9 protein-coding genes are annotated in these 14,784 nt (G+C 56.3%); 3 read left to right on the forward strand and 6 right to left on the reverse strand.

The window, feature by feature from the left end:
• Positions 1-19: 19 nt before the first annotated feature.
• A complete protein-coding gene (locus tag ACCW76_RS13020) occupies positions 20-1,972 on the forward strand; it encodes an acyltransferase family protein (RefSeq protein ID WP_436338720.1) in 1,953 nt (650 codons plus the stop codon).
• Positions 1,973-2,108: 136 nt separating this feature from the next.
• Here the strand turns inward: ACCW76_RS13020 and proY are convergent, their stop codons facing one another.
• The 6 genes from proY to phoB all read right to left on the reverse strand — a co-directional run bounded on the left by proY (position 2,109) and on the right by phoB (position 9,559).
• Complete coding sequence (gene proY / locus ACCW76_RS13025; RefSeq protein ID WP_436338721.1) at positions 2,109-3,464, reverse strand: proline-specific permease ProY; 1,356 nt, start codon at positions 3,462-3,464, stop codon at positions 2,109-2,111.
• A gap of 67 nt (positions 3,465-3,531) precedes the next feature.
• Positions 3,532-4,851, reverse strand: a complete 1,320-nt coding sequence (gene brnQ / locus ACCW76_RS13030) for a branched-chain amino acid transporter carrier protein BrnQ (protein ID WP_045833910.1) — start codon at positions 4,849-4,851, stop codon at positions 3,532-3,534.
• 402 nt (positions 4,852-5,253) lie between these two features.
• The gene (locus ACCW76_RS13035; RefSeq protein WP_436338722.1) at positions 5,254-6,357 is read right to left on the reverse strand and encodes a cobalamin-independent methionine synthase II family protein; all 1,104 of its coding nucleotides are present in this window, start codon (positions 6,355-6,357) and stop codon (positions 5,254-5,256) included.
• Positions 6,358-6,530: 173 nt separating this feature from the next.
• Positions 6,531-7,451, reverse strand: coding sequence for a PstS family phosphate ABC transporter substrate-binding protein (locus ACCW76_RS13040; protein WP_436338723.1), 921 nt, complete (start codon positions 7,449-7,451; stop codon positions 6,531-6,533).
• Between the two features lie 92 nt (positions 7,452-7,543).
• Positions 7,544-8,854, reverse strand: coding sequence for a phosphate regulon sensor histidine kinase PhoR (gene phoR, locus ACCW76_RS13045; protein WP_038648633.1), 1,311 nt, complete (start codon positions 8,852-8,854; stop codon positions 7,544-7,546).
• Positions 8,855-8,869: 15 nt separating this feature from the next.
• Positions 8,870-9,559, reverse strand: coding sequence for a phosphate response regulator transcription factor PhoB (gene phoB / locus ACCW76_RS13050; RefSeq protein ID WP_034830536.1), 690 nt, complete (start codon positions 9,557-9,559; stop codon positions 8,870-8,872).
• Between the two features lie 197 nt (positions 9,560-9,756).
• On the opposite strand from phoB, the gene sbcD reads away from it, so the two are divergent.
• Positions 9,757-10,968 carry an exonuclease subunit SbcD gene (gene sbcD / locus ACCW76_RS13055; RefSeq protein ID WP_436338724.1) on the forward strand — a complete coding sequence of 404 codons (1,212 nt, stop codon included), beginning with the start codon at positions 9,757-9,759 and terminating at the stop codon, positions 10,966-10,968.
• Positions 10,965-14,642, forward strand: coding sequence for an AAA family ATPase (locus ACCW76_RS13060; RefSeq protein WP_436338725.1), 3,678 nt, complete (start codon positions 10,965-10,967; stop codon positions 14,640-14,642). Before sbcD ends, ACCW76_RS13060 begins: the two co-directional genes overlap by 4 nt.
• Positions 14,643-14,784 lie beyond the last annotated feature (142 nt).

Below are 14,784 nucleotides of genomic sequence, written 5' to 3' on the forward strand. Positions count from 1 at the left end.
CTAACTTCTGGGTTAAATTATGACTGCGAATGCCTCTCACCGCTATCGGGCGGATATTGACGGCCTGCGCGCCGTCGCCATAATTCTGGTGGTGCTTTTTCATTCCGGCGTTACCTCGCTGCAGGGCGGTTTTATTGGTGTCGACCTTTTCTTTGTTATTTCCGGTTTTCTGATCGGCGGTATTATCAGCAAAGAAATATCCGAGGGTCGCTTCTCATTTTATCAATTCTATTTACGCCGCATTCGACGTATCGCCCCCGCGTTATTTTTCATGATGACGATATTGCTACTACTGGGCTTTATCCTGCTCTCACCACTGGAGTTCAGCCAGCTAGCCAAATACAGCCTGTCGGTATTTATCGCCGTACCCAATATGCTGTTACTCAAGAGCGGCGACTATTTCAGTACCGATTCCGATTTAAATCCCCTGCTCATGACCTGGTCATTGGGAATAGAAGAACAGTTCTATATTGTGCTGCCCTTCATTCTGCTTTTGGCCGTACGACTCAAACGTTCGATGCGCTCTGTGGTACTGATACTGAGCGTGATCTCTTTGGTGGCCTGTATCGGGATCACACCGTATGCCACCACCCACGCCTTTTATCTGTTGCCAACCCGCGCCTGGGAACTCGGTGCCGGTGTGCTGCTGGCGCTGTGGAAACCACAACCGCTCACTGGCCGAACGGCCAGCCTGCTCAATTTACTGGGCTGGTTGATGATAATCTCCGCCAGCCTGTTGCTCAGTAGCCATAGCCAATTTCCGGGCTGGTTGGCGATCATTCCCGTGCTGGCGGGTTGCCTGATGATCGGTGCGCGCAGCGAGCTTAACCAGTTACTGTTAGAAAATCCGCTGATGCGCTTTATCGGCAAGGTCTCTTATTCCTGGTACCTGTGGCACTGGCCGCTGCTGAGTCTGGCGCGCATCTGTAGCGATCATCCCCTTACCGTCTGGCAAGGTCTGATGATCAGCGGCGCAGCGCTGGGTCTGGCCTGGTTTTCGTGGCGCTTTATCGAGCAGCCCTTCCGCCAGACACGCACGGGCACGCGTTGGGTGATCCCCGGCTACTGTGCCTCATCCCTGATTGCAGCGGGCGCGATGCTGCTGTTGTGGCAAACCGGGGGCATGAAATCGCGGGTTAGTGAACTCGTCGTCAATGCGGACAGCTGGAAAATTTCGGCGCAGCGTAATCCGTGCTTGCTTGATTACGGGGCAAACCTGCCCTCCGGGCATGAGGAGTGTCATCCAAACACCGATCGCCCTGGTATCGCCTTAATTGGCGACAGTCACGCTGCCGCACTGCGTGCTTCGGTGTCGGGCTATGCACAACGTCAGCATAAACCGCTATATCAACTTACCAAAGCTTCCTGTCCGTTTCTGATTGGTGCCACGCGCGTGGTGAGCCAAATGCCACATCATGCGCAGCAATGCATCACCTTTAATCAGGAAGTGCTGAAGATGGTGCTGAGCGACAAGGTGGACGAAGTGGTGATCAGCGCCTATTGGGCATCGGGTATGAGCCTGTTACCCGGTGCTGGCTTCCGCGAAACCGGCCATCCCGAGAAGAGTAACCTGGAGGCGCTGCAAGCGGGTATGGATCGCGTGGTGGCCCAGCTGACTCAGGCGGGAAAAAAGGTCACGGTCATTGAGGATGCCCCCTCAGTGGATGTCGACCCACTCCGCTACAGCAATAACCGTAACATCCCGATTCGTCGCGAACTGAGCGCCTGGCTGAGCAAATGGGAAGCCCCGCCGCTGCTCTCCGAGCGCACCAGATTTTTCCAGTTCCCGGAAGAGGCCGTGGAGAAATTATTGCAGCGCTATAAGCAACAAGGTGTACGCGTGTTATCGCTGCGAGAGAATCTGTGTAATGAACAGGGCTGTTTGATCACCAGCGGAGGATTGCCGCTCTATTATGACGACAATCACCTGAGTCCAGCGGGCGGCGAGATTGCGTTGGGGAGCAATTGGTAGTTGCGCTACGATCTGAAACGTTGAGCACGTTTATCCTGCTCAAAGGTTCAGGGCGGGAATCTCTCCCGCCCTGAAGGATAGCCCTCCCACCACGCGTAACGGGCAAGCACTCCGCCCGTTATGCGCATCGGGATAATCAGGCTTTACGTTTATTCGCCAGCGGCCAGGCCAGCAACAGCAGCACAATCCACGCGAAGCCGACATACAGCGACACACGCGTGTCAGGGAAATAACCGATCAAGGCAATGATGAACACCAGGAAAGCCACGCCAACCCAGGCCGTTTTGCTGCCGCCTGGCAAGGCGAATTGCAGTTTACCTGCCTGCTCTTTGCCAATTTTGCGGCGAAACGCAATTTGCGACAGCAGAATCATGATCCAGACCCACACCGTGGCGAAGGTCGCCAGTGACGCGATCACCAGGAACACTTTTTCCGGCATCAGGTAGTTGAGATACACCGCGATCAGCATCGCCACCATCATCACCAGCACGGTGACCCACGGAATCCCGCGATCCGAGACCTTCTGGAACATCTTCGGCGCGTGGCCCTGCTGCGCCATGCCGTGCAGCATACGCCCGACGCCAAACACGTCGCTGTTGATCGCCGAGAGTGACGCCGTCAATACCACAAAGTTAAGAATCGATGCCGCAGCCGCAATACCCAAATGCTGGAAGGTCAGCACAAAAGGACTGCCGGAGGTGCCGACCTGGTTCCACGGATAGATCGACATGATGACAAACAGCGTGCCGACATAGAACACCAGAATGCGCAGCGGAACCGAGTTGATGGCGCGTGGGATCGACTTCTCTGGCTCTTCCGCTTCACCGGCGGTAATCCCGATAATCTCAATGCCGCCATAGGCAAACATCACCATCTGCAATGACAGCAGCATGCCCACAATGCCGTGAGCGAAGAAGCCACCATTGGTCCACAGGTTATGGATACCCGTAGGCTGACCGCCGTTGCCGATGCCCCAGAAAATCATGCCAAACCCGGCGATAATCATGATGATGATGGTGGCAACTTTGAAGAAGGAGAACCAGAACTCCACTTCGCCAAACACCTTCACGCTCATCAGGTTAATGGCACCAATAATCAGCACCACCGACAACACCCAAATCCAGTGCGGCACCTCCGGGAACCACACGCCCATGTAGATACCAAAAGCCGTCACGTCGGCAATCGCCACAATCAGGATTTCAAAACAGTAGGTCCAGCCGGTGATGTAACCCGCTAACGGCCCCAGATAGTCCTGCGCGTAGCGCGAAAACGAGCTGGCCTGCGGGTTATTCACTGACATCTCACCCAATGCACGCATGATGATGTACGCCACCGCACCGCCGATGATGTACGCCAGCAGCACGCTGGGTCCTGCCATTTTGATCGCATCCGCCGAGCCGTAAAACAGCCCGGTACCGATTGCCGATCCCAGCGCCATAAAACGGATGTGGCGCGTGCTCAGTCCGCGTTTGAGCTTGTTGGTTTCTTGCATAACACCAATACCTTGTAAATGAAAAAACCACGGGCAAGCCCGTGGTTGAAATTAACAGCAATGTCGCTTACTGGTGGACAGCGACTTGTTCGCGTCCTTTTGCCCGATCCACCACCGCGGCAATCACCAGCATCACCAGCGATGGCGGCAACCAGGAAAGTCCCTGATCGGCCAGCGGCAGATGCTGGCTGAACAGTGGCAGCACATCTTTGAAATTGGTGGTTTTGATGGCATCAACGATGCCAAACAGCAGGCTCACCAGCATGGTCGGTGCGATAATACGCGAGCTCTTATTCCACCATTTCAGGGTGAAGCTCAGCACCACCAGCACGATGCACGGTGGGTAAATCGCCGTCAGCACCGGAATGGAGATCTGAATCAAGTGGCTCAGGCCGAGATTCGACACCACCATCGAGAACAGACCCAGAATAAAGACCAGCGTCTTATACGACAACGGCAGGTATTGCGCAAAGAATTCTGCACAGGCGCAGGTCAGGCCAACCGCCGTGACCATGCAAGCCACGAAGATCAGTGCCGCCAGGAAGAAGCTGCCCATACCGCCAAAGGTCTGCTGTACATACGCATGCAGAATCGCCGCACCATTGGCATTCTGATCAACCAGGCCGGCGCTGCCAGAACCGAGTTTGAACAGGCTCAGATAGACCAGCGTCAATCCTACACCGGCAATCACGCCCGCCAGCATGGTGTAACGGGTCAGCAGTTTCGCATCTTCAACGCCGCGAGAACGTGCAGCATTGACAATCACAATACCGAACACCAGCGCACCCAGCGTATCCATCGTCAGGTAGCCGTTGACGAAGCCACTGGAGAACGCCGCACGCTGGTAATCAGCCGTGGCAGGTGCAATCCCCCCTGCTGGCCACAGCAGCGCAGCGATACCCAAAATGGTCAACGCCACGATTTTCAGTGGTGCGAGGAAGTGGCCAACAGTGTCCAGCAATTTCCCCGGATACAGAGAGATGCCGATCACCAGCGCAAAGTAAATCAGGCTGTAGATAAACAGCGGCAGTGCACCGTCACCCGTCAGCGGAGCAATCCCCACTTCAAACGAGACGGTAGCCGTGCGCGGCGTCGCAAACAGCGGACCGACCGCCAGATAGCAAACCGTTGCCAGCAACAGACCTGCGGCTTTACCAATCGGTGAGCTGAGGGCATCAATGCCGCCACCGACGCGCGCCAGGGCGATAACGGTCATCACCGGCAAGCCAACAGCCGTAATCAGAAAGCCGAAAGCGGCAATCCAGACGTGTTCGCCAGACTGAATCCCCACCATCGGTGGAAAGATAATGTTTCCTGCGCCAACGAACAGGGCAAACGTCATGAAGCCCAGCGCCAGGATATCCTTGGAGGTTAAACGATGTGTCATAAACTTCTGTACTGCCTGTAGCTGATGTTGCGGTGGAAGTTGAGTGCGTGTTGTCCTCTGCATGCGCGAAAACAAAGGCTTACCTGATGAAGTCAGAGCGTTATGCGGGCCTAATCGTTAAAGCGCAGGTGATTTAATCTACTTTTCTTCTGTTCGCAGAGGGATAAATCGACAACGGCGCAAATTAAAACGTTTATAGCGAAGAAAGGCAATACGGGATCGAAAAACCAGAAGGATATAACAAGAAAGTGATACAAAGCAGTGTATCAGCGGGGAATAGCGCGAAAACACCTCAGATGATTTGCTTAAAGTTTCCGCATTGCGGGAGATCTCCTCGCAAAATTTGGCTTTCAGATGCACAAAAGGCGCGATTTACGCGCCTGTTTGCACAAGTTTACAGCATCACCACACTTGATTAGCGATATCGACTACCAGACGAATCTTCTGCCACTGCTGCTCTTCCGTCAGGCTGTTGCCCTCTTCTGTCGAGGCAAAGCCACACTGTGGGCTGAGGCAAATCTGGTTCAGGCTAACAAACTGCGAAGCTTCCTGCAGGCGCGCTTTCACCTGATCCGGATCTTCCAGTTCACCGTTTTTGGTGGTGATCAGACCCAATACCACTTGCTGATGGCCGGGTTTGATAAAGCGCAGCGGTTCAAAACCACCGGAACGCTCGTTGTCATATTCGAGGAAGTAGGCATCAATATTCACCTGCCCAAACAGAATCTCGGCCACCGGCTCATAGCCGCCTTCGGAAATCCAGGTTGAGCGGAAGTTGCCGCGGCACACGTGCAGACCAATGGTCAGATCAGCCGGTTTATCTTCCAGCGCTTTGTTCAGCACCTCAGCGTAAATACGCGCCAGTTCCTGCGGATCTTCACCGCGATCACGGATCTGCTGCTGCTGATCCGAAGAGCACAGGTAAGCCCAAACGGTGTCATCCAGTTGCAGAAAACGGCAGCCCGCCGCGTAGAAAGCCGCGATCGCATCTTTGTAAGTCTGCGCCAGGTCAGCAAAGTACTCTTTCAGATCGGGATAGACGGTGGCATCGATCACCTTACGCCCACCGCGGAAGTGCAGCACGCTTGGGCTTGGGATGGTCATCTTCGCCACGGCGTCACCCGCAATGCTCTTCAGAAAGCGGAAGTGATCCAACATGGGGTGATGCGGATTAAAGGCTACTTTGCCCGTGACTTTCACGCCGTGCGCTTTGGTTTGTACACCGTTGAACTGGATGCCCTGCTCCGCTTCAAATAGCTCAACGCCTTGCAGATCGCCAAAGAAGTCAAAGTGCCACCAGGCGCGACGGAACTCGCCATCAGTGACCACCTGCAAGCCGTTGGCACGCTGCTGTTCGACCACGTGGCGGATTGCTTCATCTTCTACCTGACGCAGCTGCTCAGCCGTGATCTCGCCATTAGCAAACTGCACGCGCGCTTGCTTGATCGCCGCAGGACGCAGAAAACTGCCGACGGTATCGGCACGGAACGGTTGTTGTTGTGGCATGTTCACTCCTGGCTAAACGCATAATTGCGTCAGGGTATAATTTCATCTGGTTATTTATAGCCATCTGGATGGCTAAATGTCCAGAAAGAGTGACATGCTGAAACAAATTGGGCAATGGAAGAAAATTCAGGTGACGTGAATAAAATTCATGATCGGATGCTCGTTCTTCAATTTTACTCAATGGCGGCGCGCGCCTGGGCCATCTGGCTTTCGGAAAGTGGCAAATACCCGGCTTCCGTTACCCGGCGCTGCCCTTCTGGTGATAACACCTGTTGTAAGAACGCATTCACCAGCGGCGGCAGCGGTTTGCCCGGCGCTTTATTGACGTAAATATAGAGCGGGCGTGACCACGGATAACGGCCACTGCGAATGGTTTCGGCGTCCGGCATCACGCTATCGCCGCTGGCAGTGACGATCGGTACCATCTTCACGCCACTCAGGTGAAAGCCAAAACTGGCATAACCAATGCTGTTGGGCGTCGCCGCGACCGCTTGCACCACCGCCGCCGAGCCGGGAAACTCCGCGACGTCCGAGCGGAAATCCCCTTTACACAGCGCCTGCTGTTTGAAGAAGCCCCAGGTACCTGATGCCGAATTACGGCCAAAACGCTGAATACTGCGTCGCGCCCAATCTCCCTGGTTGAGGCCAAGATCGCCCCAGTGCTGCGGCACCGAGTGCGCTCCACACAGGCGAGTGACAGAGAAAAGGGCATCGAGTTGCGGTTGTTCAATACGCGTTAGCGGGTTGTCCTGATTGACCACCACCACCAGCGCATCCATCGCCACGGGCACCGCCAGCGGGGGATAGCCATAGCGCGTGGTAAACAGTTGGCGTTCATCAATTTGCATTGGGCGGCTCATCGCCCCAAGTTGGGCAGCACCTGCCGCCAGCGCGGTGGGGGCGGTTGAAGATCCAGCCGCCTGTACCTGAACGTTAACGCCCGGTGACTGGCGGCTGAAATCTTCGCCCCATAAGGTCATCAGATAGCCGAGGGTGTCGGAGCCGACGCTGCTCAAATTGCCGGTGAGCATGGTTTGTTGGCTTTGTGCCAGCGTAGAGCACAGCAGCAACGTGAACAGCAACAGCGATCTCATCAGGTTTTCCGCAAATCAGGTCATGAACATTGAACTGCACATTCTGTCGCGCCGCGAATCATCACGCAATCAATTGCGCCACTTCATCGTGCTTAACTGACCTTACTGTGCACGCTCTTCGCCACAATCAAACGTGGCGGCAGCACGAAACTAAAACAGGTTTCCTGATGCGGAATACTGGTGATTTCCAGCCGCGCATTATGGTGGCTCAAGGCATGCTTAACGATCGCCAATCCTAAGCCGCTGCCGCCGGTGGCGCGCGAGCGGGCTTTATCCACCCGATAGAAACGCTCGGTCAGGCGCGGCAAATGCTCCTCGCTGATCCCCGGGCCGTTATCACACACTTTGAACTCCGCCCCTTCTTTGCTGCGCAACCAGCTGATATCCAGTCGCGTTCCGTCCGGCGTGTGATTCACCGCGTTGTACACCAGATTGGAAATGGCGCTACGAAGCTGTTCGTCATTGCCGAAGACTTTGAGGTGCGGATCGGTGCGGAAATGAATGCTGTGCCGGCCCTGGCTGAGCGTTTCCGCCTCGCGCTGCAACAGTTGCAGCATGCCCGGAACATCCACAGTCTCTTTGAGATCGATAGCGGGCGCGGCCTCGATACGCGACAAGGTCAGCAGCTGTTTCACCAGGCTATCCATGCGACGTGTCTGCTCCTGCATGGTGTGCAACGCCTTACTGCGTGTGCGCTCGTTCATCGTCGCATCGTCCATCATTTCCAGATAGCCCTGCAACACCGTTAACGGCGTACGCAGTTCATGACTGACGTTGGCAAAGAAGTTACGTCGTGCCCCTTCCAACTGGTGCATCTGCGTGACATCGCGCGCCACCATCAACCATTGCCCTTCGCTGTAGGGCATCACACGGAACTCCATATGATGTTGATTGTTCAGTACCAGCGTCAGCGGCTTGTCAAAATCACGCTGGCGGATATAGCGGGAAAACTCAGGATAGCGCAGCAAGTTGAGGATGTTCTGGCCATTATCTTCCGGCCAGCGTAGCCCAAGATGCTGTTGTGCCAGCCCGTTGCACCAGAAAATGGTGCCCTCTTCGGTGGTCAGAATCACTGCATCGGGCAGGGATTCTGCGCCGCTGCGGAAGCGCTTAATCAGGTTACCCAGCTCACGACGACGGCGACGGTTACGCAGTTGCATCTGGTACAAGCCGTAGAACAACGGTTCCCAGCTACCGCGCCCGGCAGGTGGCGTCATAGAACGATCGACCCACAGCCAGTGCGACAGACGCATCAGGTTTCTAAAGTGCCAAAACATCACACCCGCTACTGCAATCAACAGCAGCCAGGGCAGATAACCGAACAACAGACCAAGCACCAGCGCGGGCAAACAGACCAGCGCCAGCTCAGTCAATAATCTCTTCCAGGAGAGTCGTTCCAGCACGGTAAAAGACTCCGTTTAGTAGCGGGCAGAGAAACGATACCCTGTTCCGCGTACGGTTTGAACCATGCGATCGTGGCCAGATACTTCCAGTGCTTTACGTAAACGACGGATATGCACATCAACAGTACGATCTTCAACGTAAACGTTGGTGCCCCATACGTGGTTCAGCAGCTGCTCGCGGCTGTAAACACGCTCCGGGTGCGTCATAAAGAAGTGCAGCAATTTATATTCGGTCGGTCCCATTTCCAGCGGGGTGCTTTCCGACATCACGCGATGCGAGGAAGGATCCAGGCTCAGGCCCTGCATCTCAATCACCTCTTCCACCGCCATTGGTGAAATACGGCGCATCACCGCTTTGATACGTGCCATCAGCTCTTTCGGTGAGAAAGGCTTGGTGATGTAGTCATCGGCGCCGACTTCCAGACCGCGTACGCGATCCTCTTCTTCGCCGCGTGCCGTCAGCATCATCACCGGGATGTCGCGCGTCATGGCTTCACGTTTCAAATGTTTAATAAACTGAATACCGCTGCCTCCCGGCAACATCCAGTCCAGCAGAATGAGATCCGGCCAGGGTTCGATCAGCTTACCAATCGCGCTGTCGTAGTCTTCTGCCTCAATAGGCTGGTAATCATTCTGTTCCAGCACGAAACATAACATTTCACGGATGGGAGCTTCGTCTTCCACAACCAAAATGCGCTTAGCCATTATAACTCCTGCTGTTGTGACGGCTTGTCACTGGGATTTGCGGCGCCATTATGCGTCACTTTTATGACACTTTTATGAAAAACCCGACCTATGATAAATAGTTAAAAAACAGAAATGTGACAACGATTATCGCTTTTTTTTCTTTGCGATCTGAAGAGGTTATAATTCGCGCTCGCTTAACGAAGCAGGGAGTATTCATGCGCATCATTCACACCGCAGATTGGCATCTTGGCCAATTCTTTTACAGCAAAAGCCGGGCAGCTGAGCATCAGGCCTTTCTCGACTGGTTGCTGGCCCAGATTGCCCTGCATCAGGTGGATGCCTTAATCATCGCCGGCGACCTGTTTGATACCGGTTCGCCGCCAAGCTATGCGCGCGAGATGTTTAACCGCTTTGTGGTAGCGCTGCAACCGACGCAGTGCCAGCTGATTGTGCTGGCAGGCAACCATGATTCCGTTGCCACACTCAATGAATCGCGCGAGTTGCTTGCCTGTCTAAATACCCGAGTGATCACCAGCGCCACGCCGCAGGGTGAGCAACAGGTGCTGACGCTGCATCAGCGCGATGGAACGCCGGGCGCGCTGCTGTGCGCCATTCCCTATTTACGCCCGCGCGACATTCTGCGCAGCCAGGCAGGGCAATCCGGGCGCGAGAAGCAGATCTCACTGCTGGAAGCGATTGAGCAGCATTATCAGCAATGTTATGCCGTGGCGCTGACCGAACGGGCCGATCGCACACTTCCCATCATTGCCACCGGGCATCTCACCACCGTTGGGGTAACGAAAAGCGACTCGGTACGTGATATCTACATCGGCACGCTCGACGCCTTCCCGGCGCAGGCGTTTCCTCCCGCCGATTACATCGCGCTCGGCCATATTCACCGGGCGCAACGTATTGCCGATAGCGAGCATATTCGCTACAGCGGCTCACCCATTCCGCTCAGTTTTGACGAACTGGGACGAGAGAAAAGCGTATTCCTGGTGGAGTTCAGCGCTCAGCTCAATCGCGTCACCCCCCTCCCGATCCCGCTGTTCCAGCCCATGCAGATGTTGAAGGGCTCAATGGCTGAGATTGAGCAGCTGCTGGCGCAGTTCAGCGATAGCGATGCCGGACAGCCGGTGTGGCTGGATATTGAAATTACCACTCAGGAATATTTGAGTGATTTGCAGCGCCGCGTGGAACAGTTGACCGAAGCCCTGCCGGTGGAAGTCCTGCTAGTGCGCCGCAGCCGCGAACAGCGCCAGCGCAGCCTGGCGCGTATGGATAACGAAACCCTGAGCGAATTGAAAGTTGAAGAGGTATTTGCTCGCCGTCTGGCGCAGGAAGAACAACTGGATGCCGAACAAGCCGAGCAGCTCACGCAACTGTTCCGCACCACTCTCGCCGCGCTGGAGAATCCGTCTGCATGAAAATCCTGACGTTACGCTTCAAGAACCTCAACGCGCTGCGCGGTGAATGGTTTATCGATTTTCGTCGTGAACCCTTCGCCAGCAACGGCCTATTTGCCATTACCGGCGCGACCGGTGCCGGTAAAACCACCTTGCTGGATGCCATTTGCCTGGCGCTCTACCACCAGACGCCGCGCCTTGGCGTGCTGTCGCAGACACAAAACGAACTGATTACGCGTGACACTGCCGAATGCCTGGCGGAAGTGGAATTTGAGATTAAAGGCGAAGCCTGGCGCGCCTTCTGGAGCCAGAACCGCGCGCGTGGCCAGGCCGACGGCAAATTGCAGGCACCGCGCGTCGAGCTGGCGCGCGTGGCGGATAACCAGATTGTGGCCGATAAGGTCGGTGACAAACTCAAACTCATCGAAACACTTTCCGGCCTAGATTTTGACCGTTTTACCCGTTCAATGATGCTGTCGCAGGGTCAGTTCGCTGCCTTCCTTAACGCCAAACCGGGCGAGCGTGCCGAACTACTGGAAGAGCTGACCGGCACAGAGATTTACGGCCAAATTTCGATGCAGATTTACGAACGCTGGCGCACCGCACGCAGCGATCTGGAGACATTGCGCGCGCGTGCTGGCGGCATGATGTTGCTGGATGAGGGGCGTCGCACTGAACTGATGCAGCAAGTTGAAGCGTTAACGGCTCAGGAAAAAATGCTGAGCGATCAGCTTGGGAAGGCGCAACAACAGCAACAGTGGCTGACACAATCTCACCAGCTGACGCAGGAGCAACAGCAAGCCGAACAGGCTAACCAGGATGCCGAGCAGGCATGGCAGCAGGCGGAGAGCGATCGCCAGCGCCTGGCACGTGCGGAACCGGCTGAGAAGCTGCGAGAAAAACTTCAGCAGCGTGAGCAATTGCAACAGGATCAACAGCTCGCCACTCAGCAGGCACAGCAGTTGCACACGCAGCAGCAAGATGCGCAAACCACACTGCAGCAGGGTGAAAAAAGCTATCACACAGCACAGCAGGCACGTGAGCAGGCACTCGCCGACCAGCAACAGCTGGAAAATTTACTGACCGAGCAGGTGATTCCGCTCGATCAACAGATCGCCAGCCGTGCACAGCAGTTGACGGAGCAGCAGCGCCTGCATGCGCAGCAGTCACAGACTGTGCAGCAAAGCCAAAACGCGCTCAATCAGCATCAGCTAACCCGTGAACGCTTACAGCAGCAACTGGCAGAACAGCAGACATTTCGCAACCGTGAAGCGGCGGTGGCGCTCTGGGGGCCAGAGCTGACGCGCTGGCAGGCCGATATCGCTCGTTTTGATGAACGCGAACAGGCGCTAACGCAACTTCGTGCACAGCAGCAACAGCAAAACGCACTGCTGACACAGCAGCAGCAGGCGATTGCCGAAGGTGATCGCGCGTTGCAACCTTTGCAGCAGGCTGAGGCGCAGGCCAGCCAGCAACGTCAGCAAGCGGAGCAGGCACTCACTTCACTTGAAGCCGCCGTCAACAGCACTGCGCTGCGTGCCGCGCTGGCCCAGCATCAACATCAGCGCGCGCCACGCCACCAGCTCAGCTTATTGGCGGCACGCTGGCAGTCGTTGCAGCCGCAGTTGCAACTGCGGCAACAAAAACGGGCACAGTTACAACAACAGCATCAGCGCGATGAACAGGCCTTGCAGGCGCTGCGCGAGGACTACAAGCGTGAGCATCAGGCACTGCTGGATATTCGCAAAATCTGCGAGCTGGAACGCACCATCGCACAGCTGGCTGATGAACGCGCCCGGCTGCAGCCCGAGCAGCCCTGCCCACTGTGCGGCTCATGCCAGCATCCGGCTATTGAGCAGTATCAGCAATTACAACCGGGCGAAAACCAGCAGCGACTGGCGGCGCAGGAAGCGCTGGTCAGTAAGCTTAAAGAGTCGGGCACCGCGAAAAGTGAGCAGCAAAAGCTCGCATTGCAACAGCAGCAGGTGCTGCAACAAGAGATCACCGAATTCGAGCAGCAACTCGCGGTCGCATGCGAGCAGTGGCAAGGCCTCAGCGGTGAGCTGGCACTTACCTGCACGCTGGATCAGCAAGATGTCTTTACGACATGGCAACAGCAGCAGGATGAGCAGGAAGCTGCGCAGCAGCAGCAACTGCAGCAGCGCGAAAATGCGGCGCGAGCGCTGCAACAGGCCAAAGATGCGCACCTGTTACAGCAACAGCAGTGGCAACAGCGGCAAAGCGCACAACTGCTGGCACAGCAGCAGCTGAACAACCTACAGCAAACGCTTGATGAGCTGAACCAGCGTGAAACGCAGGCGCACAGCGCCTGGCAGCAGTTAGCGCAGCAGCTGGAACAGCAGCTGGCGGCACATCAGTTTGCGCTGCCCGATCGCGATGGCCGCGCCAGCTGGCTGGCCACATTGCAGCAGCGCTGGCAAGCCTGGCAGCAGAGTGAGCGCTTGCTGGCCGAGCTACAGCCACAGCTGGCTACAGCCGACAGCGAGCAGAGCAACCTGCAAAATAATCTGACGCGTGAGCAGCAGCAGCTGGAGGCCTTGCAGCACGCGCTTAGCAGCCTACAACAGCAACATGCAGAACAGCAGCAGCAGCGCCAGCAGCTGTTTGGCGATCGCCAGGTGAGCGCCGCACGCCAGCAGCAGCAGGCCACACTGCAACAGTGCGAACAAGCGCTGGCACAGCAGTTGCAGCAGTGGCAGCAGGCACAAAGCCAGCTGCATAGCCTGAATGGTCAATGTGAGCAGATTGATAGCCAACTGCAAGCCATGCAGCTGCGCATACAGGCTGCGGAAACGGCGTTTAACAGCGCACTCCAGCAGAGCGATTTCATCGACGAGCAGGCATTGCGCAGCGCATTGCTGGACGAACAGGATATGCAGCATCTGCGCCAGCACCTGCAAACGCTGGAGCAACAGCGTCAGCAGCAGATCGCGCTGCGCCAACAGCTGGCACAGCGCGTCACAGCCCATCAGCAACAGCGCCCTGCTGCCTTAAGTGACGAGGTGGCGGCGGGTCTCGCTGAACAGCTGGAATCACTGCGTGTGGCACTGCGTGACAATGCCCGCCAGCAGGGTGAAGCGCAGCAGCAGCTGCACAGCGATGCCCAACAGCGCCAGCAGCAGCAAGCCTTACTGACGCAGATTGCCGATGACGAGGTAGCGCTGACACAACTGGGTCGCCTGAATGATTTAATCGGTTCAGCCAAAGGCGATAAATTCCGTCGCTTCGCCCAGGGCTTGACGCTCGATCATCTGGTATGGCTGGCGAACCGGCAGCTCGACCGTTTGCACGGGCGCTACCTCCTGCAACGCCGCGTCACCGATGAGCTAGAGTTAGAAGTGGTCGATACCTGGCAGGCCGATGCCACGCGCGACACCCGCACGCTGTCAGGCGGCGAAAGTTTCCTTGTCAGCCTCGCGCTGGCACTGGCGCTGTCAGATCTGGTCAGCCACAAAACGCGCATTGAATCGCTGTTCCTTGATGAAGGCTTCGGCACGCTGGACGCTGAAACGCTCGACACCGCGCTGGACGCCCTCGACGCACTGAACGCCAGCGGTAAAACCATCGGCGTGATCAGCCACGTTGAAGCCATGAAAGAGCGCATCCCGGTGCAGATCCGAGTGCGTAAGATGAATGGACTGGGTTACAGCAAGCTGGAACTGCCGGGGGAATAAACCTTCGTCATGCCGTCATACTGAGCCTGCTTTGGCAGGGTGCAACCAACAGGCCGCCCCTGCCATTCGGCGGTGTGACGTGCGAGCCGTTCCGCTAATCATTCTGGATCTCATCAGAGTCAGAGAAATGCCATAGCAATCC

This window comes from Pantoea sp. C8B4, from assembly GCF_051336905.1.
GTDB lineage: Bacteria > Pseudomonadota > Gammaproteobacteria > Enterobacterales > Enterobacteriaceae > Pantoea > Pantoea rwandensis_B.